Origin of the sequence: Chelativorans salis, from assembly GCF_025336525.1 — a bacterium.
Taxonomy (GTDB): Bacteria; Pseudomonadota; Alphaproteobacteria; order Rhizobiales; family Rhizobiaceae; genus Chelativorans; species Chelativorans salis.
Window position 1 is genome coordinate 68014 of record NZ_JAOCZP010000008.1, and the last position, 24863, is coordinate 92876.

The 24863-nt window shown below is 64.5% G+C and carries 28 protein-coding genes; 1 reads left to right on the forward strand and 27 read right to left on the reverse strand.

The genetic code is table 11. The features are described 5' to 3' along the window. Position 1 precedes the first annotated feature (1 nt). On the reverse strand, positions 2-748 hold the full coding sequence (gene fliR / locus N5A92_RS21275) for a flagellar biosynthetic protein FliR (protein WP_260906121.1): 747 nt from the start codon (positions 746-748) through the stop codon (positions 2-4). 237 nt (positions 749-985) lie between these two features. Further along, positions 986-3073, reverse strand: coding sequence for a flagellar biosynthesis protein FlhA (gene flhA, locus N5A92_RS21280; protein ID WP_260906122.1), 2088 nt, complete (start codon positions 3071-3073; stop codon positions 986-988). Positions 3074-3471: 398 nt separating this feature from the next. Here flhA and N5A92_RS21285 point away from each other — a divergent pair, with 398 nt between their 5' ends. After that, positions 3472-4536, forward strand: a complete 1065-nt coding sequence (locus tag N5A92_RS21285; protein WP_260906123.1) for an AI-2E family transporter — start codon at positions 3472-3474, stop codon at positions 4534-4536. A 413-nt stretch (positions 4537-4949) separates the two neighbouring features. Here N5A92_RS21285 and fliQ read toward each other — a convergent pair whose 3' ends face one another. From fliQ to flgB, 25 genes are all read right to left on the reverse strand, one after another. Then, positions 4950-5216, reverse strand: a complete 267-nt coding sequence (gene fliQ / locus N5A92_RS21290) for a flagellar biosynthesis protein FliQ (protein WP_260906125.1) — start codon at positions 5214-5216, stop codon at positions 4950-4952. Positions 5217-5218: 2 nt separating this feature from the next. Beyond that, positions 5219-5608: a flagellar hook assembly protein FlgD gene (gene flgD / locus N5A92_RS21295; RefSeq protein ID WP_260906127.1), complete on the reverse strand. Its 390-nt coding sequence runs from the start codon at positions 5606-5608 to the stop codon at positions 5219-5221. A 2-nt stretch (positions 5609-5610) separates the two neighbouring features. Next, positions 5611-6048 carry a flagellar biosynthesis repressor FlbT gene (flbT, locus tag N5A92_RS21300; RefSeq protein WP_260906129.1) on the reverse strand — a complete coding sequence of 146 codons (438 nt, stop codon included), beginning with the start codon at positions 6046-6048 and terminating at the stop codon, positions 5611-5613. Then, the gene (flaF, locus tag N5A92_RS21305) at positions 6045-6392 is read right to left on the reverse strand and encodes a flagellar biosynthesis regulator FlaF (protein WP_260906130.1); all 348 of its coding nucleotides are present in this window, start codon (positions 6390-6392) and stop codon (positions 6045-6047) included. The genes flbT and flaF overlap by 4 nt, the downstream gene beginning before the upstream one ends. 41 nt (positions 6393-6433) lie before the next feature. Then, positions 6434-7474 (reverse strand): flagellar hook-associated family protein, encoded by a 1041-nt coding sequence (locus N5A92_RS21310; protein ID WP_260906131.1) that lies wholly within the window; start codon positions 7472-7474, stop codon positions 6434-6436. 2 nt (positions 7475-7476) lie between these two features. Then, entirely contained in the window at positions 7477-8925 is a 1449-nt protein-coding gene (gene flgK / locus N5A92_RS21315; RefSeq protein WP_260906132.1) for a flagellar hook-associated protein FlgK, read from the reverse strand. A gap of 31 nt (positions 8926-8956) precedes the next feature. Beyond that, complete coding sequence (locus tag N5A92_RS21320) at positions 8957-10207, reverse strand: flagellar hook protein FlgE (RefSeq protein WP_260906133.1); 1251 nt, start codon at positions 10205-10207, stop codon at positions 8957-8959. A gap of 85 nt (positions 10208-10292) precedes the next feature. Then, entirely contained in the window at positions 10293-10964 is a 672-nt protein-coding gene (locus N5A92_RS21325; protein ID WP_260906134.1) for a response regulator transcription factor, read from the reverse strand. Between the two features lie 125 nt (positions 10965-11089). After that, a complete protein-coding gene (locus N5A92_RS21330) occupies positions 11090-11641 on the reverse strand; it encodes a transglycosylase SLT domain-containing protein (RefSeq protein WP_425248626.1) in 552 nt (183 codons plus the stop codon). Beyond that, positions 11610-12890: a flagellar hook-length control protein FliK gene (locus N5A92_RS21335; protein ID WP_260906135.1), complete on the reverse strand. Its 1281-nt coding sequence runs from the start codon at positions 12888-12890 to the stop codon at positions 11610-11612. The genes N5A92_RS21330 and N5A92_RS21335 overlap by 32 nt, the downstream gene beginning before the upstream one ends. Continuing rightward, positions 12887-14032, reverse strand: a complete 1146-nt coding sequence (locus N5A92_RS21340) for a chemotaxis protein (RefSeq protein WP_260906136.1) — start codon at positions 14030-14032, stop codon at positions 12887-12889. Before N5A92_RS21340 ends, N5A92_RS21335 begins: the two co-directional genes overlap by 4 nt. Further along, positions 14029-15321: a MotB family protein gene (locus N5A92_RS21345; RefSeq protein ID WP_260906137.1), complete on the reverse strand. Its 1293-nt coding sequence runs from the start codon at positions 15319-15321 to the stop codon at positions 14029-14031. The genes N5A92_RS21340 and N5A92_RS21345 overlap by 4 nt, the downstream gene beginning before the upstream one ends. Next, positions 15318-15965 (reverse strand): hypothetical protein, encoded by a 648-nt coding sequence (locus N5A92_RS21350; RefSeq protein WP_260906139.1) that lies wholly within the window; start codon positions 15963-15965, stop codon positions 15318-15320. The genes N5A92_RS21345 and N5A92_RS21350 overlap by 4 nt, the downstream gene beginning before the upstream one ends. Further along, positions 15965-17608, reverse strand: coding sequence for a flagellar basal-body MS-ring/collar protein FliF (gene fliF, locus N5A92_RS21355; protein ID WP_260906141.1), 1644 nt, complete (start codon positions 17606-17608; stop codon positions 15965-15967). The genes N5A92_RS21350 and fliF overlap by 1 nt, the downstream gene beginning before the upstream one ends. 118 nt (positions 17609-17726) lie before the next feature. Continuing rightward, on the reverse strand, positions 17727-18641 hold the full coding sequence (locus tag N5A92_RS21360; protein ID WP_260906142.1) for a flagellin N-terminal helical domain-containing protein: 915 nt from the start codon (positions 18639-18641) through the stop codon (positions 17727-17729). 181 nt (positions 18642-18822) lie between these two features. Beyond that, the gene (gene fliP, locus N5A92_RS21365; RefSeq protein ID WP_260906144.1) at positions 18823-19560 is read right to left on the reverse strand and encodes a flagellar type III secretion system pore protein FliP; all 738 of its coding nucleotides are present in this window, start codon (positions 19558-19560) and stop codon (positions 18823-18825) included. After that, on the reverse strand, positions 19557-20057 hold the full coding sequence (locus tag N5A92_RS21370) for a flagellar basal body-associated FliL family protein (protein WP_260906146.1): 501 nt from the start codon (positions 20055-20057) through the stop codon (positions 19557-19559). Before N5A92_RS21370 ends, fliP begins: the two co-directional genes overlap by 4 nt. Positions 20058-20069: 12 nt before the next feature. Beyond that, positions 20070-20777 carry a flagellar basal body L-ring protein FlgH gene (gene flgH, locus N5A92_RS21375; protein ID WP_260906148.1) on the reverse strand — a complete coding sequence of 236 codons (708 nt, stop codon included), beginning with the start codon at positions 20775-20777 and terminating at the stop codon, positions 20070-20072. Continuing rightward, positions 20774-21283 carry a MotE family protein gene (locus N5A92_RS21380; RefSeq protein ID WP_260906149.1) on the reverse strand — a complete coding sequence of 170 codons (510 nt, stop codon included), beginning with the start codon at positions 21281-21283 and terminating at the stop codon, positions 20774-20776. The genes flgH and N5A92_RS21380 overlap by 4 nt, the downstream gene beginning before the upstream one ends. Positions 21284-21292: 9 nt before the next feature. Further along, positions 21293-22393 (reverse strand): flagellar basal body P-ring protein FlgI, encoded by a 1101-nt coding sequence (locus N5A92_RS21385; RefSeq protein ID WP_260906340.1) that lies wholly within the window; start codon positions 22391-22393, stop codon positions 21293-21295. After that, positions 22393-22866 carry a flagellar basal body P-ring formation chaperone FlgA gene (gene flgA / locus N5A92_RS21390; RefSeq protein ID WP_260906151.1) on the reverse strand — a complete coding sequence of 158 codons (474 nt, stop codon included), beginning with the start codon at positions 22864-22866 and terminating at the stop codon, positions 22393-22395. Before flgA ends, N5A92_RS21385 begins: the two co-directional genes overlap by 1 nt. A gap of 4 nt (positions 22867-22870) precedes the next feature. Next, positions 22871-23659, reverse strand: coding sequence for a flagellar basal-body rod protein FlgG (gene flgG / locus N5A92_RS21395; protein ID WP_260906152.1), 789 nt, complete (start codon positions 23657-23659; stop codon positions 22871-22873). A gap of 11 nt (positions 23660-23670) precedes the next feature. After that, positions 23671-23973 carry a flagellar hook-basal body complex protein FliE gene (gene fliE, locus N5A92_RS21400; RefSeq protein WP_260906154.1) on the reverse strand — a complete coding sequence of 101 codons (303 nt, stop codon included), beginning with the start codon at positions 23971-23973 and terminating at the stop codon, positions 23671-23673. Continuing rightward, the gene (gene flgC, locus N5A92_RS21405; RefSeq protein ID WP_260906156.1) at positions 23970-24392 is read right to left on the reverse strand and encodes a flagellar basal body rod protein FlgC; all 423 of its coding nucleotides are present in this window, start codon (positions 24390-24392) and stop codon (positions 23970-23972) included. The genes fliE and flgC overlap by 4 nt, the downstream gene beginning before the upstream one ends. A 3-nt stretch (positions 24393-24395) precedes the next feature. After that, on the reverse strand, positions 24396-24773 hold the full coding sequence (gene flgB, locus N5A92_RS21410) for a flagellar basal body rod protein FlgB (protein WP_260906158.1): 378 nt from the start codon (positions 24771-24773) through the stop codon (positions 24396-24398). Positions 24774-24863: the final 90 nt, after the last annotated feature.

Here is a 24863-nt window from a genome sequence, read left to right on the forward strand (position 1 = left end):
CTCATCCGCCGATCGTGGTTGGGAAGAAGCCGTCGGCGAAGAGGCGCAGGAAGGTGCCGATGCCGAAGTAGAGGAGCATCAAGCCGCCGGCGATGACGAAAGGCAGCGAGATGAAGTAGATGGGGATTTGCGGTGTCAGCTTGTTGATGAAGCCGATGGCGAGGTTGACCAGGATTGCATAGGCCACGAAGGGGCTGCCGAGCCGTATCATCACGAAGAAGGCCGCGGAGAGCGTGTCGGAGAGGTCGACAAGCGCCGATTGCGGATTGAACAGCGCATCGACGGGCGCCAGCCTGTAGGAGGCCACCAGCGCCTGGATGATGGCGTGGTGGAAATCGAACACGAAAAGCAGAAGCAGCGCGGAAAAGGAGATGAGGGTGGCGACTTCCGGCTGCGGCTCGTTCTCCTCCACCGCCACGCCGCCGCCGGCCATGCCGTAGCCCATCATCATCGCCATGGCGGCGCCGATGAACTGGAGCGCCAGCACGTAGAAGCGCGCGACGAGGCCGATCAGCGCGCCGATGAGGAGCTCCGAGCCGATGAGGACGAGCATTGTCTGGGGCTGGCGCGAGACATGGGGCACGATCGCCTCCCACAGATGCGCGAGCAGCGCCAGCGAGGCGCCGACGGCGACGAAGAGGCGCACTTGCGCGGGAACGCGGGCGCTGCCGAGGCCCGGCAGGAAGAGGAAACAGGCGCCGATGCGGCAGAATGCGAGGAAGGCGGCGAGGATGGCGGTTTCCAGCATGGGTTACCGCATTCGCCCATGGGGTGGGGGAGAGGGAACGATCGCACTCTTTCGAGCCCCCCTCTGTCCTGCCGGACATCTCCCCCACGAGGGAGGAGATTGCGCTGGCCGGTTGCTCCGGCACCTGTTCTGTAGCGCCGGCGGTTGGCGAAAGCCGATGCGGCGGCTGATCTCCCCCCATGTGGGGGAGATGTCCGGCAGGACAGAGGGGGGCGTGAAGGGGCTTGGCATCGACGGTTAGGAGACAGACCCCAGAACGTTGATCTCCACGCCCTTGGCGATCTCGACGTGGCTCAGCACCGGCAGGGTTGGGAACAGGCGCTCGACGATCATGCGGACGTAGGGCCGGGCTTCGGGTGCCGTCACCAACACGAAACGTTCGCCGGCGTCGATGTGGGTGCGGATGACCTTGCCCGCTTCCTGGCCGAATTCCTCGAGCTGGCGCGGGTCGATGTCGAACTCGCGCACTTCGCCCTTTCCGTCGCGCTTCAGCGCCTGGTGGAAGGCGAGGTCCCAGCGGTTGCCGAGGCGCAGCACCTTGAGGACGCCGCCCTCGCTCAGATCGCCGCAGATCTGCTGCGCCATGCGGATGCGCACGTGCTCGACGATCTGCTCAGTGCGGCGGATATGCGGGGCGATCTCGGCGATGGCCTCGATGATCAGGTGCAGGTTGCGGATGGAGATGCGCTCGGCGAGGAGCAGCTTCAACACCGCCTGGAGGCCCGGATAGGTGATGTGCGAGGAGCAGATTTCATCGGAGAGCTTGCGGTATTCCGGGTCGAGCCGGTCGATCAGCGCCTTCATGTCCTTGTAGGAGAGAAGCTGCGGCAGGTTGTTGCGGATCACCTCGGAGAGGTGGGTGAGGAGCACCGACATGTTGTCGGCATAGGCGAGCTGCTTGTTCTTCAGCTCTTCCGCGAACATGTCGGAGACCGAGTAGGCGCGCAGGCCGAAGGCGGGCTCCTTCACCTCCTCGCCCGGCAGGTCGGGCGCGGGCTTGCCGCCCAGGAGCACCATCAATTCGCCGACGCGGAGGCGATGTTCGGCCACCACCGTGCCGTGGATATTGATGCGGTAGCTCTTGGGCGGGATGGTGAAATCGTCGGTGAGTCGCACCTCGGGCACCACGAAGCCGTATTGCGCGGCGAATTTCTTGCGCATCTTGTTCATGCGGAAGGCGAGTTCCTGGTGCGAGGCGATGAGCCGGGTGGAAAGCTGCTTGCCGATGAGAAGCTCGATCTCCGCCGTCTTGAGCGAGGATTTGACCGAGTTGGCCTCTTCCTCGACGGCGTCGAGCTTCTCCTGGCGCGCGGTCTCGGCGGCGGCCTCCTCGCGCTGCCGCTCCCGGCGTGGCAAGAGATAGCCGAGCCCGGCCATCGTGCCGGCGAGCGCCAGGAAGGGCACGGCCGGCAGGCCCGGCGTCAGCGCCAGGATGGTCAGCAGCATCGCCGCCACGAAGAGCGCGCGCGGATAGGCGCTCAACTGCCCGAACACCGCCTGGTCGGCCGAGCCGCGCGTGCCGCCCTTGGAGACGAGCAGGCCGGCGGCCAGAGAGACGATGAGTGCGGGGATCTGCGAGACCAGCCCGTCCCCCACCGAAAGCTTGGTGAAGACGTCGGAAGCTTCCGAAAGGTTCATCCCGTGGCGCGAATAGCCGATGGCGATGCCGCCGACGATGTTGATTGCGGTAATCAGCAGCCCTGCGATCGCATCGCCGCGCACGAATTTCGATGCGCCGTCCATGGCGCCGAAGAAGGAGCTCTCCTCCTCCAGCTCACGGCGTCTGCGCTGCGCCTCCTTCTCGTCGATCATGCCGGCCGAAAGGTCGGCGTCGATCGACATCTGCTTGCCGGGAATGGCGTCCAGCGTAAACCGCGCGCCCACCTCGGCGATGCGGGTGGAGCCTTTGGTGATGACGACGAAGTTCACCACGATCAGGATCAGAAAGACGATGAGCCCGATCACGAAATCGCCGCTCATCACCAGCTTGGAGAAGCCGCCGATCACATAGCCCGCCGCATTCACCCCCTCATGCCCCTCCGAGAGGATCATGCGCGTCGTCGCGATGTTGAGCGAAAGCCGCATCATGGTGGCGATCAACAGGATCGTCGGGAAGGAGGAGAAGTCGAGCGGCCGCTGGATCCACAGCGCCACCATCAGGATCAGCACGGAAAAGGCGACGGAAAAGGCCAAGCCGATATCGATGAGGAAAGGGGGGATCGGCAGGAACAGGATGGCCAGGATAACCACCACCCCCAGCGCAAACCCGACATCCCGCCCATGCCTGCGCGGCTCAGTCCCTAAAACACCCTCGCTCAACGCCATTCACGCCTCCATCGGGCAGGCAGGATAGGGGGCGAAGCTTGTGCGAGGGTTGGGGAGGAGAGGGAGAGTTCTCTTGTGCTTAACCGGGAGGATGCGCCGGAAGATGCCAGTTAGATTGTTTTTTCGAACAACTGCAGCGGGGCCGAAAGCTGCCCGTCCGCTATCAGGATGGAGTTAGCAACAAGCGGTCGTTTCGCTGACGTGAAGAGTTTCGGGTGCCGGAGGCGTACGAAAGTCGCCGAGGAACGAACCCGGCACGGTAAAAGTGGACTTTCTCCAGACATCGCCGCCACGCGTCCTTCACGTGAGAGACCTCTACATTCCAGAGTGTACGACAGCGCCTGTTGTAGGCATGATAAGGATTACTGGGCCTAGGTCGCAGGAAAGGATATCTGTCTTTGACGCCGACTGTGCAGGGAATCAGTTTTGCCACTGTAGTGGTCTTCGTGACTGCAGCTTTCGTCTGGCTGCTCCTGCCATTTTACGGGGCAGTACTATGGGCTGTAATTCTCGCGCTGTTGTTCAATCCGCTGCATCGCAGTCTTGAGAGACGACTTGGCGGTCGGCGAAACCTTGCGGCTATGCTAACTCTATTGGCCTGCATTTGCATTGTGGTCATCCCTGGCTCGCTGATCCTCGCGTCGCTCGCCCAGGAGACGACCAGCCTCTATAATCGCATCAGTACGCGAGAGTTGGATCTCGCCCTAATACTGGAGAATTTTCATAGCGCTTTGCCCTCCTTCATTGTGGATGGGCTCGCAGTATTCAATCTCGGCAGTTTTGAGGAGATTCAAACTCGGCTGACCTCATTCCTGGGCGAAGCCGCCCAAGCTATCGCCACAAGAATAGTGTCCATTGGGCAGGGAACAGCTCAGCTTTTCATTAGCCTCGGTATAATGCTTTACCTGCTCTTCTTCCTGTTTCGAGACGGCCCCAGGTTGGCGGCCACGATCCGCAAAGCCAGTCCGCTCAGCGACCATCATACCAATCACATACTGGGAAAGTTCAGTGAGGTCGTGAAGGCAACCGTCAGGGGAAACGTGATTATCGCGATTATCCAAGGAGCTATCGGAGGCATCGCGTTCTGGATGCTCGGGATTGAGGCCGCGCTTCTCTGGGGTGTTCTCATGGCGGTGTTGTCGCTTCTGCCGGCCATAGGTGCCTTTCTAGTCTGGGGACCAGTCGCAGCCTATCTGCTGATATCGGGTCAGTATCTGAAGGGTGCCATTCTGCTTTCGGTGGGCGTGTTGATCATCAGCATGATCGACAACTTGTTACGGCCACCACTGGTTGGAAAGGGTACGCGCCTGCCCGACTACGTAGTCCTTATTTCCACCCTCGGCGGGATCGCGATTATTGGAATGAACGGGTTTGTCATCGGCCCGCTGATTGCTGCCCTGTTCTTCGCCGTTTGGTCTTTATTCACCGACGACCAAATTCGCTCACAACGGGGGGACAAGTAAGTCAGTCATTCGTCTTTGTTCGTTTTGAGGAGATCTTGGCTGCACTGACCTGCCACTGAAGTGGCATCCAGCAGCGATAGTGAATAGCCCCGAGTTTCTTGGACGCCTCGGGTTACATTTCCAGTTGCCGTTCGAACTCGACGGGCGACAGCATCCCAGAACACTTGTCCGAAAACGGACGTTCCGCTTCCACCATGCACGAACCCGCTTCGCGGGAGGGTGCGAGCGGACATTTAGCATCGAGGAGAGCAAGGTCTCCTCTGGGTCCAACACGTGCCGTTACGTGCGCCAATTTCGTCTACAGGCCCAGCACTCTGGCTCAAACTGTGATTAAAATCTGCATCTCTTTTCCGCTAAACTTTTGAAGAACAATACAACCAAACCTTTTTTCACACCATTTTTTCCCGCCCCGCCTAAAACCCGTTCTGGATCCTTTGAAAGATCACCGTCGTGAAGGACGATATCTGCGCGCCCACGAATGGGCCGGAAAACGCCACGGCGAGGAGGATGGCGACGATCTTGGGGACGAAGGTGAGGGTGATTTCCTGTACCTGGGTGAGTGCCTGGACGAGGGCGATGCCGATGCCGACGACCATGGCGACGATCACCGCCGGGCTGGCGGCGATCAGCACCGTCCAGATGGCGTATTGGACGATGTCGAGGGCGTCGGCCTCGTTCATCTCTAGCGGATGACGACGCCGGGGCCGACGATCACCTCCTGGCCGCTTTCGAGCGTGGCGACGACGCCGTCGCTGTAGAGCTTCACTTCCGAGACGGTCCCCGTCACCGTGCCGTCGGAAGAGGTGATCTCGCGGCCGACGAGGCCGCTTGCCTGGGAGAGGGAGGCGGCGGCGAGGATCTGCTCCAGCTTGTCGTTGATCTGCACCGACTGTTCGACCTGGGAGAACGAGGCGAGCTGGGCCACGTAGTCGGTGGATTCCATCGGGCTCGTGGGGTCCTGGTTCTTCATTTCGGCGACGAGCAGCTTGAGGAAGGACTGGTAGTCCACCGTCTGCGGTGCGGCGGCGCTGGTCTGGTTCTGTGTGGTGCCGGTTACGGTCGATACGTTCATCTCTATTCCCCTACGGCCTTGGCGAAGACGGTTTCTGCTTGTCGGCGCGGCCCTTCCAGGATTTCGTCTTCCAGCGGATAGAGGGCGCGGATCGCCTTCAGCGCCTCGTAGACCTCGCCCTCGCATACGAGTGTGTCGATGCGCTTCAGCCCGGCCAGCACGCGCTCGTTGCGGAATACGGAAAGCAGGTTGGAAAGAGTCTGGCGGAAGAGTTTTTGCGCCCTGTCCCCGCCGTCGGGGTTCATCAGCATGATCTGCACGACGAAATAGAGCTGGCGCAGCGGCGTCTTCGCGTCCTCGGGCTGGAGGACGTGGTTCTGCAGCAGGAACTGCACGTCGTTCAGGAACTCGAGTGAGACCTTGCGGTCGACCTTGATGACGGCGCCGTTGACGTAGATCTTTTCGCCTGCCTTGAGCGATATCTTAAGGGTATTGGTCATTTCAGCCCGTCGCGGATGATCTGCGAGACCTCGATAAGCCCGTCGAAATTGTCCGAGCGGCCCTGGCGCACCTCCTCGCCCTCGCGCAAGAGCCAAAGGCCGATGGAGATCAGGTTGGCGCGCAGCTCCTTGGGCAGCTCGTTGTCCGGGCTGCCCAGATCGCTGATGAGGGAGGTCCACACCCGGTTCATGAACAGGATGGCCTCGGTCGCCTCGCCGGCGTTCGGTCCGGCGTCGCGGGCGGTGGTGAGAAGGTCGATCGAGCGCGTCAGCAACTGGCGCTCGCGGTCCTTCGCGTCGGCAACCGAATCCGTCTGAACCTCGCTATAGGAAAACTGGTACATGGGCTCTGAGGTCTCGCTTCCTGGTCGTCACGGATATGTCGTCACAGATATCGTAAGAGGCTGAGCTGCTGGATGCGGGCGGTCAGCGCGTAGGCGGTTTCGATCTGGGTCAGGAGGTCGTTGACCTTGGTGGCGGCCTCGAACGGGTCGACGCCTTCGAGATCCGTGACCAATGTGTTGAACAGGTCGATCTGCGAGGAGATACGTTCGCTGGCCTCTTCGACACGGGTTTGGGCAAGGCCGACCTCAGACTGCGTGTGCGCGAAATCGGCCACCGCCGCGCCGACCAGCTCGGTGGTGCGCCCGTAGAGCGTTTGCAGCGCCTCGTCGCCGAGGGGTATCTGCATCAGATCGGTGAGCGCCGCGGTGGCCATGGCCAGCTTGCGCATGCCCGGGCCGTTGGCCGTGGTCGAGGTCTCGGCGGTCTCGTTGAGGGTAATGCGGCTGGTGATCTTCTGGTCCGAAGCTTCGGACCAATCGGCCCAGCCGGTGCCCATGAAGCTCGCCTCCAGGTCGTCGAGGAATGCAGCCATTTCCGCGCCGGTGATGTTTGCGGCGGCGGGGTCGGACTGGGCGAAGCCGAAATGGGTGGAGAAAAGCGTGTCGAACTGCGCCTTATTGGGCGAAGCGGGATCGGTGAAGTCGTTGAGCGGCTTCACGTCGGTGTTGATGCCCGCGAACAGGTATTCGCCGTTCAGATTGCTGTTGAGGATGCTCGTCATCGCACTCAGCGCCTGCCTGGCGCTGGCGCGGATGACCTGTGGCTCGCTGTCCCCGGAGGAGGCGGCGGTCAGCGCCTCCAGCATGTCCTGGGCGATGCCACCGAGTTGATCCAGGCTGTTTTGCGTGGCCGCGAGCCGACCGGAGGCCAGGCCGTTGGCGTCGATCAGGCTTTCCAGCCGCGCCATGTCGCGGGTCATGGAGAAGCTGACGCCGGCGCGGGCGCCGAGCGTCACACCGGGGTCGGCTGCACGACCGGTGGTGGCTTCCTGCTGGCGGTCGGCAAGCTCCACCTGCATACGCATCATCTGGTAGCGCAGGGTCTGCGAAATGCTGGAGGTGGAGATGAAAGAGGTTTTCATGGCTAGCGCGCGATCTCCATCAGCGTGTACAGCATCTCGTCGACCACGCTCATCAGCCGAGCCGAGGCCTCATAGGCATGCTCGAGGTCGAGCAGCAGCGCCATCTCCTCGTCGATGTTGACGCCGGTGGCGTTGGAAAGTGCGGTGGCCGTGTGCGTGGCCAATGCTTCCTTGGCCTCCACGCCGCTGGCGGCATCCTTCCGCAGGCTTTCAAGCCAGCCGATGGACTGGCTGGAGAAGGCGGTGAGACTTAGCGTGGCGCCGAGGCCGGCGGCCGGATCGAAGCCCGCGGGCTCGTCGAGCTTGGCGAGATAGGCGTTGAGAAGGTCGGCGTAGGATGCTCCGCCCTCGGTATTGTGGACATAGCCGGCGCCGTTGGCGCCACCGTCGCGCAGCAGAGTGGGATCGGCCTCGAAGGCGGCATTGAGCTGGATATTGCCGGCCAGCCCGTCTTCCAGCGCGCCGCCTGCCGGCAGGCCGGGGCCGCCGGGCCAGGTGAACAGACCTGCCGCATCGGCGAGGGCGCCGCCGGGATCGGTCTCGGCGAAGGCGGAGATCAGACCGCGGGCGATCTCGTCGAGCTGGCGCTGCATCCCGACGGCCACCTCATCGCGTAATTGCAGGTTTGCAGCGAGGCTGCCCGAGGCGGTCGTGTTGCCGCCGTTGCCGGCGGCAAGCGGCACACCGTCGATGTAGATCGCGTTGCCGGCCGTGCCGGCGGTGTAGGTGTTGTTGGGGGTGAAGGTGACGGGGCGTGCGACGGTTTCGAACAGCGTCACGCCGTCGGCCGTCAGCACGACCATGTCGTTGTCGGCGCGGGTGATGGTGGAGACCGGCACATAGGCCGAGATCTTCTTCAGGAGCGCGTCTCGCCGGTCGAACGCATCGGAAACGTCGCGGCCGGTGCGGGTGCCGGAGGTCACCTCCTTGTTGGCTGCCTCGAAGTCGGCCAGGAGCCGGTTTAATTCTTCTACGGAGATGGCGATCTCGCGGTCGACATCGGCGCGGAAGGACTGGACGGCGGCGGTTCCGTTGTTGAGGGAGCGGACTATGCCGTGCGCTGCTTCGAGCGCGCTTTGGGCCACGGTGCCGTTGGAGGGCGCGGCGGCGTAGGTCTGCAAGGCCTCCTGCAGCTTGTTGAGCGCGGATGCCGGGGAGGTGGCGTTGTCAACGCCGTTCACCCGGGACTTCAGCGTGTCGAGACCCCGCGACAGGGCGGACTGGCCCTCCCAGCCGGAGAGGGCGGAAAGGTTGTGGCGGAAGAGTACGTCATCGGTCGCCCGCTGGACGCCGCTGATGCGAGCGCCGGGCGCGGTGCTGGTGGTGATGCCGGAGCGGCGCGCATAGTCCGGGTTGGAGGCCTCGGCGACGTTTCGCGAGACGATGCTGGTTTGGCGCGATGTGTTGAACAGCGCCGATTGGGCGGTACTCAGTGCGGACGTAAGCGACATTGCTTCCTTTCTCGACCCCTCTTCACGTCAGTTACCTTTTCAGATTCACCAGAAGCTCCATGAGCTCGGAGCCGGTCTGGAAGACCTTCGAATTCGCCGTGTAGCTGCGCTGGGATTCGATCATGTCGGTGAGCTCCTGGGCGATGTCGACGTTGGAGTTCTCCAGCGCCCCCGAGACGATCTTCCCAAGCCCCGCCTCTCCGGCAAGTCCGATGCGCACTGCGCCGGAATTCGCGCCTTCGGCAAAGACGTTGCCCGAGACAACCTGCAACTGATCCGGGCTCGGCACCGTGGCCAGCGGGATGCGGTAGAGCGGGCGGAAAGAGCCGTCGGAGTATTGCGCATAGACGATGCCGTCGGTGCCGATCTCGACGCTCTCGATGCCGCTGGGTGGCGTGCCGTCCACCTTGGCATCGGCAACGGCGAAGGCGGAGTCGAGCTGGGTGAGGCTGGACAGGTCGAGATCCAGATTGTCACCGCCGGGGACCGGTATGGTGATGCCGGTGGTAGGGCCGGTGAGCTTGCCGGTCGTCGCGTCGAAGGTGAGCGTCTCTGTGGCCAGGGGGCCCGAGGCATAGGGGAAGGAGGTGTCGGCCGCTGCATCGGCGCGGTCAAAGACGGCGACTTCCCAGGTGTCATCGGCCGTCTTGGTGAAATAGACGTCGAGCAGGACCTCCTCGCCGCGGTTGCCATAGGCGACCAGCGAGGTCTTGGCCGAGTATTGCGCGGTCGCCGTGTTGCCCGAAGGCAGGTCGGCGACGACGTCAGCATCGAGCGGCAGGTTGCCGGCGAAGACGCCGTTGCGGGACGGCGTGGCCACGATCTCCGCCTGGGTGATGGTGACGGGCTCCAGGCCTGCATAGCCGTTTGCCGTCGGGGCCGGTGCGCCGTTTGCGTAGCTGTAGCCCATCAACTGGAAGCCGGCCGCGTTGACCAAGCGGCCTTCGCCGTCGAGGACGAAAGAGCCGGCGCGTGTGAGATAGGGCTGGCCGCCCGAATCCTGCACGACGAAGAAGCCGTCGCCCTCGACAGCCAGGTCGGTCACAGAGGTGGTGTATTGCAGCACACCTTGCGTGGAGATCAGGTTGCGCACCGATGTGGTGACGCCGCCGGAATTGTAAGAGCCGGATGTGCTTGGTACGACCAGCGTGGAGAACTCGGTCTTCGCCCGCTTGTAGCCGTTGGTGCTGGAATTGGCGATGTTGTCGGCGACCGTGGACAGCCGGTTGGCCTGGCCGTTCATGCCGGACACGCCGGTTCTCATCATGCCATACAGACTCATCGCGGACCTCTCGTGGCTTTGCGCATTCAGGACAAAGACTAGCCTGCGGGGCTTGCGCGAAGCTGGTCTGTCGCCCGCCCAATGCTCAGGTGATCAGCCGGTATCCGAGGTAGCGCTTGGATTCGATGGGATCGAAGCCCAGCTTGGTGCGCAGTTTCTTGCGCAGCTTGCTGATATGGCTTTCCACCACGTTTTCTTCGACCTCTTCGTCGAAGATGCCGTAGATGGCATTGAAGATCTGCGTCTTGGTCACGCGGCGTGAAGCGTTGACCGCGAGGTATTCGAGAATGCGCCGCTCGCGGCGCGGCAGGGGCAGGGGCTCGCCGTCAATCTCCGGATCGCGGCCGTCGGCGTAGATGCGCATCGGCCCGACCTCGGTAAAGTTCGTCTCCTGCTGCTGGGTGCGGCGGCTGATGGCGGCGATGCGGGCGAGGATTTCGCGCACATGCACCGGCTTGCGCACCACGTCGTCGACGCCGTATTCGAAAAGCCGCAGCGTGTCTTCGAGCGAGTTCTGCTCGCTCAATGCGATGACCGGGGCGTTCGACCTGTCGCGGATGCTTCGCGCCGGCTTCTCCGGCGTGTCGCATTGGCCGAGCAGAAAGGCGCTGACCGCCTTCAGGTCGTCCTCGGCCGCCGTTTCCACCCATTCGCTGAATTCGCCGGGTCCGAAACTCGCCGTGGCAACGCCTTCCCGGCCGAAAAGTGATGTATACCCCTCGGTTACGAGTTCGCGCTCGTCAACCACGACAATCATCAGCCCGCCTCCGAATCAGTTACCCCACCAAGAGGTACCCGGTGAGAGGAATCCTGCACAACTATTAATTTTGGTAACAAATCTTTAGGGAGTTTCCGATCCGACGATGCGAATGGCTTTTTCAATCAGGAGTGGCAGAATGCGCGCGCTTGAGGTGTCCACTCGCCGAAGCCGGTGGCGACCATGTTGGTGATGACCCGGCACAGGTAGCGCTTCTGCGCCGGATCGTTGTCAGGCCCTGCGTGATAGCGTGCGACGGCCATGGACCAGGTTCCGTGTTGCCGCTTCAGATGTGTGAGGAAGCGGGCGGCGTAGTCGACGTTGCGGCGTGGGTCGAGCATCTCGGCGATGCTGCGGAACCGGTCGCCGTGGTAGTGGTGGTTGATCTGCATGCAGCCGAGGTCGATCAGCTTGACGCCGCGCTCTCGCGCCTTGGCGAATTCCTTTGCCGCCGCCCTGGCGCTACGGGCGAAGACGGCCTTGCCCTGGATATTCAATGCATAGGGCTGCAGGCTGCCTTTCACGCCGGTTTCCGTGAGGCCAACCGAATAGAGAATGCCGGGCGGAACGTCGTATTTCTGTGCTGCGCGCAGGATCTCGGCCTCGCACGGATTGGCGGCGGCGAGGGCGGTCGAGAAGAGTAGGCTAGATATAAAGACCGCGGCCCGCATCAGCATCGCGATGTTCCTCGCCCCTTCCTCCGGCGCCGTGCCGTTCACTTCTGCCGTCGCCTTCACCGCGTGCGCCTCCACCTTGCCGTCCTTCGCCGGCGGTGGGATGGAAGCCGGGTTCGCGGCCGCTCGTGCCGCCGCCCGTGTTGGCATTCGCACCGCTCGGCATCTGCTGGACGGTTACGCGGTCCACCTCATAGCCGAGCGCACGCAGCGCCCGCGTCATGGCTTCGCCGTCGGCGTTGAGCTTCTGCCGGGCCTCCACGGTCTCGACCTGCAATTCAACCAAAAGTTTATCGCCGGAAATGCTGAGGCGAGCCGTCACGGAGCCGAGTTCGGCCGGGTGAAGCTGGATTTTCAGGGTGTGCAGGGTTTCGTTTCCGCGCTGCCCGCTGGCGGCAATGGCTTTGGCGGATTCGGTCGCGGCTGTTGCGAAGGCGGGGCTGGTCTCGAGCGTGGAGATCAGGGCGGCGCTCGTGGGGCTCGTGCCGAGAGGGGAGGCCGGTGCGGGCGCGGACTGAACGCTTACCACGCGCACCGGCGGCTTGCCGTTTTCGGCGTCCTGGCGGCCGCCGCCGGAGGGCCTGTCCTGCATGGCACCGTCCTGCGCCGCCAGTGCCGAGGCGGCACGGGTGGCGGCCTTTGTGGAGGGCTCGCCGCCGTCCGTTGCGCGCGGTGGCGCCGGCTGCTCGGCTTTGGGCGGAGAGGATTCCTGCGGGGTCTGCCGGGTGTTGCCCTTGTCGGCGGTGGGTACGTTGGCGGGCAGTGCACTGTCGCGGGGGATGGCTGTGTCGTTCGTATCCGGCGCATCGGCCGACGCGGATGATGGGAGGGTGGTGGCCGGTTTGTCGGAGCTTGCGTCCTTTCGCTCCGGCACGGCCGCTTCTGCTTTTACGGGATCCACACTGGCCGCGACTTTATTGTCTTCCGCTTCATCGGTGGTGGGGGCAGTTTTGGATTCCCCATCCTCCTGCTCCGGCACGTTCTTTGTCACCGGCAGCATGTCGAGGGCTTCGCCTTCTTCCTCCGATGTGCCGGCCTGGCGTTGCAAGGGCAGGGAGAGCTTTTCGGCGAGACCGGCGAGGCGCCATGCGCGGCTGTCCGGTTCCCGCCGTAAGGTCGGAACCTTGTCGGCGTTCTCCAGCAAGGCATCGCTAAAGGCCGGGAGCTGGAGGGACGGTCCCTTATTGCCGCGCGTGCCTTCCCGTGCACCGAAGATGGCGGCCGAGCCGGTGGCTTTCACGGCCTCGGTCATGGTCTCTCCTCCTTAAGCAGCGCATCGATCGCTTGCAGCCTTTCCAGTGTGTCGGCGACGAAGGCGGTGTTCTCTGCATTCGCGAGCGATGCCTCTTCTTGCGCCATGGTCTTCAGGGAGACCGGGCGCGCCACCACTCTCTCGGCAATCTCCGTCGCCGCTTTCAGTAGTCGCCGGTCGTTTGCGGAAAGGCGCCGCGCATCGATGCCCTTCAGTGTCTCCAGGACCTCGCCCGCATTCTGCGACGTCACGGAGGCGACGTTGGCGTAGAGGACGGCGCGCGGGTCGCTCTCTTCTTGTTCCTCGGCCACGTATTTCTCGGCATTGCGGGAGGCGAAGGCGAGCAGTCTTTGGTGGCCCTCGATGGCGCTTTGGCGGGCGATCCGCAGGTAGATGGCCTGCGCCTGCTCGGCGTTCATCTCCGCCGCCACCTCCTCGATCAGCCCGAGATCGACCTCTTTGTGCAGCGTGATGATGGCGGAGACGAAAGCCTCGGCGAACTGGCTGGCATAGGGGGAATGCAGGAAGCGGCGGACATACTGCGAGGCTGCCAATGCAAATCGGTCGATGTCGTGCAGCGTGGCGCTGACGGCGATGCTGCGGCGCAGTGCTGCCTCTTCGATCAGAGTGCCGGGGCTCAGCAGCCGCGCCTTATCGAACAGGTGAAGCGCGCCTGCTGGATTTTCCTGCACCAGGAGCGAGCCGATCACCAGCGCCAGCGGGGCCGATAACTCATCGGCTACCGCCAGCGGCTCGATGTCGCGCAAGATCTCACGTGCGCCGGAGAAATCACCGCGGGTGTAGCGCACGAGGCCATCGCCCAGCGTGCGCTCTGTGCCTTCCAGGGCGAGGCGCGAGACGGCCATGTCGAGGGTCGCGGGATTGCCGCCGCTGGCACCGTATACGAGGAGCGCGTGGAAGTTGCGTGGGTCGTCGAACTCCTCCGGCGCGGCGGCGCGCAGGCGTTCGTCGATGATGCCCAAAAGCTTGCGTTGCATGGGCAGGGCGGCGTGGTCGCCGTCGGCGATCCGGTCCTGCACGCGCTGCAGCGAGCGTACCATCTGAAAGGGCTGCAGCCCGCCGGCCAGGGCTTGGCCGGAGAGCATGGCGGCGAGGGCAACGGCGCCGAGGTATCGCTTCATCGCGGCACCTCCAGCAGGATATCGATGCGGCGGTTGGCGTCGGCCAGGGGGTCGTCGGGCAGCTTCAGGCGTCGGTCCGCAAAGCCCGCCACTTCCGCTATGCGGGCCTCGTTCAAGCCGCCGCGCACCAGCATGTACTGCGCCGCATGGGCGCGCGCGGTGGAGAGCCGCCAGTTGTCGTAATCACCGCTGTTGAACGGCCGCGCGTCGGTATGGCCGTGCACGCGGATGGCGCCTGGGCGTTCGGCGAGCGTGCGGCCAATCTTTTCCATGGCCAGCACGAGCTGGCGCACCGGCACTGCAGAGCCGACGGCGAACATGCCGTTTTTCACCTCGTCGGTGACGGAGATCAGCACGCCGTCCTCTCCCGAGGTTACGGCGACGGAGGTATTGAGCCCCTCGCTCTCCAGCGCTTCCATGATCTCCGCACGCACGGCGTCGGCGGTTTTCTCGCGCGTCTCGGTGATTTCGGCTTCTTGTGCCTCTTCTATATCGCGCGCCTGCTCAGCCTCTTTCGATTGGCCTGCAAGCGGCTCCACCTGGGGGACGGGTGCGAGCGCGGCGATCTCTTCCTGCTGGCTCTCCGGTTCGAACTCCGCCTCGTCGGCTGTCAGCAGGTGCTTGCCGGTCTCAGTGGCTTCCGCGTCGGCGCCGGCGGGCTGCTCGCGGGCCTCGTCGGGATCGCCTTCGACGCCGATCTGCGGGACGGCGACCTGCTGCGACCAGAAGTCCGGCGCGAAGGGATCGCGGTAGGCTTCGCCCCCGGAGGCGCCGGAGGAGGGGCCGGCGTCCTGCTGACCGCCTTCGCCCTTTTCGGAGATGTTTTGCTCGGTGCCGATGTCGGCGGCAATCTCCGCGAGCACCGAATAGGGGTTGGAGAAGAAGTTCTGATCGGAATATTTGCGCGTGTCGGCGAGATCGGCCGAGTTCTTGAAGGTCGAGGGGCCGGAGGTCTTGTCGTTTTCGCCGGCCGGGGTGTTGGTGATCTTTTCCGCGTCCGTGTCGCTCGACGTTGCTTGCGGGCCCTGACCGATCTCTTCCAAGCCCTTGCGATTGGTGTTGCGGTCGATGAGCTTGACCGGGTTGAAGTAGCTGGCGAGAGCGGCGCGCGTCTGCTCGTTAGCGGCATTGATGAGCCACATGACGAGGAAGAAGCACATCATCGCCGTCATGAAATCGGCGAAGGCGATCTTCCATACCCCCCCATGATGGCCCTCGTCGACATCGTCGCCGCCGCGGCGCACGATGATGATTTCCGGATGGCGCTCCTCGCCGTCGGCCATGCTCATGACAGGACCTCGGCCAGCGCCTCGGACCATTCGGCAAGGCGCGTTTCGAACAGGCTCTCATCTATCTCGGCCGTCAGGTCGAAGCCGGGCGCCTCGGTAAAGCTCACCTGCTGGGCGCGTTCGCCGAGCTTGCCCTTCAGGGCGTTGCACAGAAGCGTGGTGCCACGGATGCGTATGCGTACCGCCTCACGGTCGTCCAGCGCCGCCTCGACGATGCGCGCGAGCTCGTTGACGGCGCGCTTCTGCAGGTCTTCGGTAAGCACGGCGCCGAGAATGTGCGCCGTGAGCGCGCCTGTGAGCGTTGCCACCTCACGCTGCATTTCTGTGAAGCGGGCGGCGATGGCAGCACCGGCCTCCTCACCGAGGCGGCTCACCGCCGCCTCCATCTCGGCGGCGTGGCGTTCGCGCTCGGCCGCAAGCTTTTCCTCATGCTCCCGCTCCAGGCGCTCGGCAAGCGCGGCTTCGGCTTTCGCAACGATCTCCTCGATCGTCGGCCGTCGTTCGGCTGCAGCGGCCGGGGCAGGCGGTGGGGCTGACTCTCGCAGCGTTCCAAAGGCCTCGTCCGCGGCGGGCTTTCGCTCGGCGGGGGCGGGTGCTCCGGCGCCGAAATCCGGCAGCGCGTCGGCGAGGGCAGCTAATGGCATCAGCCTGCGGCCTCCGCTTCGGCGCGTGCCCATTTGCGCAGGATGTGGGCCGTGCGCTCCTCGCTAAGATCGACCATGCGGGCAAGGCGCGCTTGCGGCGCCGGCCTGATCTTCAGCCGGAAATCCTGGCTTTCTTCTTCCATCTCCGGGCTGTCAGCATCCTCATCACCGGCAGCGGGCAGACGCGCCTCGCCGGCGGGGTTGGGTAGCGAGCGCTGCGCGGCCTCCAACTCCAGCTCACCGGCGGTGGCAGGCCGCGTCAACGCGGTGCCGAGCGGCTTCAGCCCGAACCAGGTGACGAGGAAGGCGACGAGTACGAAGGCGGCGGCGTTGATCAGCGTGCCGGCGTGCTGGCTGACGAAGGCCAGCGGGCCGGGTTCGACGATCTCCACCCCATCGAGCCCGTCGATGAACTCGACCGCGGTGACGTTCAGCACATCACCGCGCGTTTCGCTGTAGCCGGTGGCAGAGGCCACGACCGCCTGGATCTCCTCGATCCGCGCCTGCACCTGATCGGGCGCGGCGCCCTCGCCGAGGATGGCTGCAAGGCGAGCCTGGTTCACCACCACGGCGATGGAGAGCTTGGAGACCTGATAGCCGTTGCTGGTGGTGGCGATGCGCTTGGTGTTGAGTTCGTAGTTGGTGGTCTCTTCGCGCCGTTCGCGCTCCTCAGTGGAGCGTGGCAATTCGGCGGCAGGCGTTTCCTCTTGCGGCAGGTTCTGGAGCACGGTCGTCGGCGTGGCTGCCGTTTCCTGGGTGGCGTTGTCGCTGGAGCGCACGATCTGAACGGAGCGCTCGACGCGCGAATCCGGATCGTAGATGATCTCCTCCACCTGGCGGGCGTCGGTGTTGACCGTGGCCTTGACGCTGGCGCGGAAATTGTCGGGGCCGAGATAGGGCGCGAGCGCGCGGCGGATGTTCTCTTCCACCTGGTTCTCTACCGTACGCTCGATGCCGATGGAGCGCTGGGCGGTGTTGTTGGCGGGATCGTCGCCGGCGGCGAGCAACGCGCCCGAGGAATCGAGCACGGTCACCTTCTCCGCCTCCAGTCCCGGCACGGCGGCGGAGACCAAGTAGCGGATGGCCGCGGCCTTGTCGACGCCGTTGAGGCCGGTGGCGCGGATGACGACGGAGGCGGAAGGCTCTTGTTCTTCGCGGCGGAAATTGCCGCGCTCGGCCATGACGATGTGCACACGCGCGGCCCTGACGCCGGAGATCGACTGGATGGTGCGGGCGATCTCGCCCTCCAGCGCGCGTACGCGCGTCACCTCCTGCATGAAGGTGGTCAGCCCCAGCGAGCCGACATTGTCAAAGAGCTCGTAGCCGGCATTGGTGCTGGTCGGCAGGCCCTTTTCGGCGAGCAGCATGCGCGCCTGCGCCGTCTTGCCGGCCGGCACCAGCACCGCGGTGCCGTCCGAAATCACGTCGAAGCCGATACCCGCCTCGCCGAGCACGAGGCCTATCTGGTTCACGTCCGAACGCTCCAGGCCGACATAGAGCGTCTCGTACGCGGGGCGGTTGAGATAGAGGGCGCCGGCGACAATCACCGCCATGACCAGCGCCAAGACGCCACCCATCATGGCGAGGCGCCGCGGCCCCAGGCTTTTCAGATTTTCGACGACGGTCTGAAGCTGCTCCGGCAACGACACGATACTCCCAGCAATGAACCAGGAGCGAGACTAGTCATCGAAGCTTGTGCGAAAATGAAATGGGGCCGCACGAGGCGGCCCCAGCTTCCTGCTTGGTGGTGTGTTCCCTGGACTAGCGGAACAGCGACAGGATGCTCTGAGCGTTGGAGTTGGCGATCGACAGCGCCTGGATGCCGAGCTGCTGCTGAGTCTGCAGGGCGGCGAGGCGGGTCGATTCCTCGTTCATGTCGGCATCGACGAGCTGGCCGACGCCGCGGTCGATGGCGTCCATCAGGGCCGAGGTGAAGCTCGTCTGCAGGTCGATGCGCGACTTGGCGGCACCGAGCGAGGCGGCGCCGGTGGAGACGCTGGACAGAGCGGTCTCAATGCCGGTCAGCATGTCGTTGAAGTCGGTGTCGTCAAGCCCTGCCGCAGTGATGTCAAGCGTCAGGACCGACGCCGTGGCGGCGCCCGCTCCGGTGGTGGTGAACTCCGTGTCGAGGATGCCGGTGTCAGCGCCGCTATCAACCAACCGGATGTCGCTCAGCGTCACCGAGATCTCACCGGTCGTGACAGCGCCGGTAGAGTCACGGCTGTAGGAGGAGATGACACTGAACTCGGTCGCCGCGGCCGTGGAGTCGGTCGTCAGAAGGCTGGAACCGGCATAGCTTGCTGCGGCGGTCTCGGTGAGCTGCGCCTGCAGGGCCGTGATCTCGCTCTGGATCTTGGTGCGATCCTCGGTGCTCGACGTCTTGGCGAGCAGGACCTTTTCCTTGATCTGGTCGACCACATCCTTGGCCGAGTCCATCGCCGTGTAGGCGGTGTCGATCTTGCCAGCGGCGAGGCCGAGGGCGTCCTGGACAACCGAGTTGGCCTTGTTGTCCGAACGCATCGTGGTGGCGATCGACCAGTAGGCGGCGTTGTCGGAAGCCTCGTTCACGCGCAGACCGGTGGAAATGCGGTTCTGCGTGGTGGCGAGGTCCTTGTTGATGTTGGTCAGGGTCTGCAGCGCCGTCATTGCGGACGCATTGGTCAGAAGACTGGACATAGAAAGTGCCCCTTTGATTCGAAATGGAGATTTTTGAGGGACATACCGGGCGATCCGGTATGGCGGGACGGCATCATGCCCGTGAGCTCTTGTTCGAGATCAGCCCGCCATGCGTTCGGCGCCCTTTATGGCGGGAACTTCCTACCAAATCGTAATCAGGTGAAACTTTTCGTGAGACTATCTATGCGAACGAGCGCACGAGGCTGCCGACAAGCAGATTCCAGCCGTCGATAAGCACGAAGAACAGGATCTTGAAGGGCAGGGAGACGACGGTCGGCGGCAGCATCATCATGCCCATGGACATGGTGATGGTGGCGACGATCAGATCGATGACTAGAAAGGGCAGCACCACAAGGAAGCCGATCTCGAACCCGCGGCGGATCTCGGAGATCATGAAGGCGGGGATAAGCACGCGGAGATCGGCCGTCTCGAGCGAGACCTCCACACCACTGCGATCGGCCGCCAGATCGGCGAAGAGGTTGTAGTCCGTTTCCCGCACATTGGCGGCCATGAAGGCGCGGAAGGGCTCGGCGATGCGCGTCACCGCCACTTCCTCGGAAATCTCGTTGTCCATCAGCGGGCGCATGCCATCGTTCCATGCACGGTCGAAGGTCGGCGCCATGACGTAGAAGGTCATGAAGAGCGCGAGGCTGATGAGGATAAGGTTGGCCGGGGTTGTCGGCAGGCCCATGCCGGCGCGCAGGATGGAGAAGGCGATGACGAAGCGGGTGAAGCTCGTCACCATGATGAGCAGGCCCGGGGCGATGGACAGCACCGTCAGAAGGCCAAAGAGCTGGATGATGTAGCCGACGGTCGTGCCGTTCGCCTCGCTGGCAAGCGCACCGAAGTCGAACGTCTGCGCGGCGGCGGGAGTCGCGGCGGCGATGAGGATCGCTATGGCGAGGCTGAGGCGCTTCATTCGTAGAGGAAGGTTATGACGAGAACGTCGCTGACGCGGCCCTCGCTGCGGATGCGGGCGCGCTCGCGCAGGTCCGCCTTGAGGTACTGAAAGCCACTGGCGCTTTCGATCTGCCGCAGCTTGACCGTGCGCATATAGGCAAGCAAGTCCTGGTGGATCGTGTGGGCAAGTTCCTGGTCCGGCTCACCGTCGAACGCGATAGCCAGTTCCATGCGCACCCACACCTCTGTCGGGTCGGCGAGATTGGTGGTGATGGGGTCAAGGGCGGTGACGCTTGGCGCAAGCTGGCTCTCCCCGTCCGGCTGCTCTTCCACCCCCTTGGCGTGGCCTTGATCCTTGATGGTGCCGGGCTCGGAGACCGGCGTCTGATGGCCTTCGAGATACCCCCCGGTGTACCATCCCATGCCGACGGCCAGCGCGGTGACGGTCAGAAGCGCAGCCACCTGCACGAGGGGCGAGGGACCTTTCTTCTGTTCTTCCTGGGGGACCAGCGCCATGTTCCTCGCTCCCTAGAACGGCAACACGGTGTCGAGGATCTGCTGCCCGTAAGGGGGCTGCTGCACCTCGGTGAGCCGGCCGCGGCCGCCGTAGGAGATGCGTGCTTCGGCAATACGCTCGTAGGAGATGGTGTTATTGGGGCCGATGTCGGCAGGGCGCGCGATGCCGGCGATGGTGAGCACCCGAAGCTCGGCATTGACGCGCACTTCCTGGGTGCCGGAGATGCGCAGGTTTCCGTTCGGCAGCTTCTCCGTCACGATCGCCGCCACTACCAGCTTGATGTCCTCCGAGCGTTCGGTGGCGCCAGTGCCGGTGGTCGACGTGCCGGAGCCGATCTCGCCTTCGGCTTCGGCCGCGCCGCTGGCGCCGCCGGTGCCGAAGGAGCCGGCGAGGCCGAGGCTGCGGCTTACCTGGCGTGAGCGCGCTGACTCGTTCTTGAAGCGCGCCTTGTCGTTGATGACGATCTCGACGGTCAGGATATCGCCCACCTCGAGGGCGCGCGGGTCGGTGAACAGGCGGCTCTGGCGGTCGCTCCACAGGGAATAGCGGGTGATCGGCCGGTCCTGCTTACCGGCGTAGTGATATGCAGGCAGCATGGTCGGCTCCGCACCGGCGCCGACGGGCGAGAGGGTCGGCGGCCTGCCCAGCTCCTCGGTCGAGGCGCAGCCGCCGAGCGCCAGGGCGGCGGCGAGGAGCGAAATGCCCCCGGTCTTTCTCATGACGGGTCCTCTGGGCGGGCCGCGCTCGCCATGATGGTGGTCAGGGTGGCGGCTTTCTTGCTGTTCATCTCGTTAAGGATGACGCCCGCCATGCGTGGCTCAAGCTTCATCAGGATGGCGGCGGCAAGCTCCGCCCGCACCTCGGCCAGGCGCTCGGCGGCGGCGTCGGGCCGCATGTTGGAGTAGATCTGGACGAGGTTTCCCTCCGCCTTCGCCAGGAAGGCGTCGCGGCGGGCGAGCCAGGCTTCGTATTCGGTGCGCTTCTCCTCGAGAGCGGCGATGCGCGCGTCGACTTCTCCGCGCAGGTTATCCAGCTCCTGCGCCTGCAGCGCGTAGCGCCGGTCGCGCGCGGCATCGGCGATGTTGGTACAGAAGCGCTCCACCTCGTCCTGGGTGATGCCTGTGGTATCGGCGGCGCGGGCGCCGGGAACGGAAAGGAGAACGACTGCGGCGAGGGCGGCCAGCGGCAGCTTTATCCGAATTGTCGGTATTGCAGTTCTCTTCATCGCACGCTCCTATTGCAGCACAAGCTCGGCCTGCAGCGCGCCGGCGGATTTGATTCCTTGCAGGATGGCGATGATGCCGTCCGGCTTCACACCGAGCCGGTTGAGGCCGGAAACGAGGGTCTGCAGGTCGGGCCCGTCGAGCACGGCCACATTGGCGTCGGGCTGGTCGGCTTCTATGACGGTGAAGGGCTCGATCTCCGTCTCGCCGCGTGAGAAGGGCTCGGGCTGGACGACGCGGGGCATCTCGGTCACCCGCACGGTCAGCGCACCGTGGCTGATGCCGACACGGGAGATGCGCACGTCATTGCCTATGACGACGGTGCCCGTGCGTTCGTCGACGACGACGCGCGCTGGGGCATCGGCCTCCACCATGAGGTTTTCCAGCTCCGCATAGAAGCGGGCAGCGGAAACACCCTTCGGCTTGCGGATCACCACCGTCCGCGAATCCTGCTCGGCGGCGAGGCGGGCGCCGAAGCGCCGCTCGGTATAGGCGTTGATGGTGTCGGTGATGCGCACGGCGGTAGAAAAATCCGGGTTGCGGAGCTGCAGCGTGAGCATCAGCATTTCATCGAAGGAGGCGGCGACGTGGCGCTCGATGATGGCGCCGTTGGGCACGCGGCCAGCTGTCGGCACGCCCTGGGTCAGCGTCTCGGCCTGGCCCTCGGCGCTGAAGCCGGAGACGACCACCGGACCCTGTGCTACAGCGTAGATCTCCCCATCGGCGGCGCGCAGCGGGGTCATAACCAGCGTGCCGCCAGCCAGCGACGTGGCATCGCCCAGCGAGGAGACCGTGGCATCGATGCGCGCGCCCGACTGCACGAAGGGCGGCAGGTTGGCGGTGACGATGACGGCGGCCACATTCTTCGCCCGCGCCCGGCCGCCTTCCGTGGCGATGCCCAGGTTCTGCAGCATGGCGCGGATGGACTGTTCGGTGAAGGGCGCATTGCGCAGGCTGTCGCCGCTGCCGTTGAGGCCGATCACGAGGCCGTAGCCGACGAGCTGGTTGTCGCGCGAGGCTTGAAGCTCGGCCACGTCCTTGATGCGCGAAGAGGCCGCCGCGGGGAAGGCGGCGGCCACGAGGCCAAGCGCGAGAATGAGGCCGCGCAACATCATGACGCGCCGACCCTGACCGTGCCGTCACCCATAACGATGCCGGTGATGACGGCGCCGCTGTCCATATTGCGCAGCTTGATGAGGTCTCCGGCAGCACCTGATTGCAGGGGTACGGCCAGCAGGGAAATCGTCAGCGCGCCTTCGGTGAAGACCACCGTCACGGCCGCGCCCTGCTCCACCAGATAAGGTTCGCGTACGGAAGAGATCGGCACCAGCCGGCCCGGCAGAAGCGTGCGCCGCGCCACCTTGCCGTCGAGGTCCTCGGGCAGGCGAGCGATGGTTGCCATGCCTCGCTGCGGGCGGCGCAGCAGCACTTCGTCCAGCATGTCGGCGGAGACTGTCTCGCCGGGATAGATCACCCGGACGGGGACAACCACCGTCTCCTGGGAGGCAGCGGGTGCGGAAAGGAGCGGCAGGGCTGCAATGAGCCCCGCCAGCCAGACACGCCGTTGAAGGAAGCCGCCGCGCATCGCCCTACCGCATCGACTGGGTCACGGTGGCGGCCATCTCGTCGGCCGCGCGGATGACTTTGGAGTTCATCTCGTAGGCGCGCTGGGCGGAGATCAGGTCGGTGATCTCCTTCACCGGGTCGACGTTGGAATCTTCCAGATAGCCCTGCTCGACGGTGGCGAAGCCGGGATCGCCCGGCACGCCGACATTGGCGGGGCCGGAGGCCTCGGTCTCGCGGAAGAGGTTGTTGCCGATGGGGGCTAGGCCGGCTTCGTTGGAGAAGGTGGCCAGCGTGAGCTGACCGAGTTCCTGAAGCTCGTTCTGGCCGTCGATGCGGGCGAAGACCTGGCCGGACTTGTTGATGATGACGTCGACCGCCTCTTCCGGCACGACGATGGCCGGCATGACGGGGAAGCCGTCGACGGTGACGAGTTCGCCGTTGGCGTTGGTGTTGAAGGCGCCGGCGCGGGTATAGAGCGGCTCGCCATCGGCTCCGCCGATCTCGAACCAGCCCTTGCCGACCAGCGCCACGTCGAGCTTGTTGCCGGTGTTGTTGAGCGAACCCTGGATGTGCACGTTGCGCACGGCCGCCGTCTTCACGCCGAGGCCGATATTGGCCCCTTCCGGCACGATGTTCTGGTTCGCCCGCTCCGGCACGCCCTGAAGTCGCTCCACCTGGTAGAGCAGATCGGAGAACTCAGCGCGGGCGCGCTTGAAGCCGGTGGTGTTGATGTTAGCGATGTTGTTGGCGATGACTTCCAGGTTGGTTTGCTGGGCGTTCATGCCGGTCGCGGCGATGGAAAGGGCTTTCATGGGCGTGCTCCTCAGATCGCCATGCGGCTGATGTCGAGATAGGCGGTGACGATCTTGTCGCGGATGGCGATGGCTGCCTGCAGCGACTGCTCGGCACTCATCACCGCGTCGACCACGGCCCGCGTCTCGGCCTCGCCCTCGAGCGCCTTGAACGACAGGCCCTCGGCGTTTTCGAGCCGTGCGACCGTGTTGGTGGCAAGCTCGGTGACCATTGCCGAGAAGGCGTCGCCGGTGGCGGCCTCGGCGGTCTTCGCCTCGGGGAAGATCGATTGTGTGCCCGAAAGCGGGGCGATGTTGCCGATGCCGGTGATCATGAATTGCTCCGCAACAAGTCGATGGTCATGGAAATCATCTCGCGCGCCTGCTTGATGGTCTGCAGGTTGGCCTCGTAGCCACGGTTCGCCTCGCGCATGTCGGCCATCTCGACCAGCATGTTCACGTTCGGCATCTTGACGTAGCCGAACTCATCGGCGGCCTCGTGCCCTGGCTGGAACTCGACGGGAAAGGCCGTCGGGTCGCGGGCGATCGCCGAGACCTCCACGATGCTGCCGCCGGTGGCGCGGTCGAGCTCGGCGGAGAAGCTGACGGTCTTGCGCCGGTAGGGATCGCCGCCGGGGAGGTCGCTGGTGGACTGGGCGTTGGCGAGGTTTTCCGAGACGATGCGCATGCGCTCCGACTGCGCAGTGAGGCCGGAGCCGCCGACTTTCAGGGCGGTGGAAAGGGCGTCGACCATCCTCTAGCTCCTCGTCGTCATCGTCATCATGCGGTGGAAGGCCTTGACGATGGCCGTGTTGAGCTCAAAGGCGCGGCGGATTTCACCGGACTTGACCAGCTCCTCCTCCAAGACGACGCTGTTTTCCGACGGCAGGAGCTTCGGGTCCTCCTGCTCGTTGAGGGCGAAGGAGGCCGCGGTCGCGCCGGTCTTCTGGTGCACGGCGTGGGTTGCCTGCATGGCGACGCGGCTGTTGGTGAGCACGTTCTCGAAGGGCTCGACGTCGATGGTCTTGTAGCCGGGCGTGTTGATGTTGGCGATGTTGCCGGCCACCGCCGCCTGGCGCACCGAGAGCCAGCGCGCCTGCTGCGTGGCCAGATCGAACAGGTTGACGGGTTGCATGGCGACTCCAACGGGATTCGTGTCGGAGGCTATGTCGCCAGTCTTGCGTGGGCCTTGCGTGAGATGAGCCACCGTGAATCCCTTCCTTGT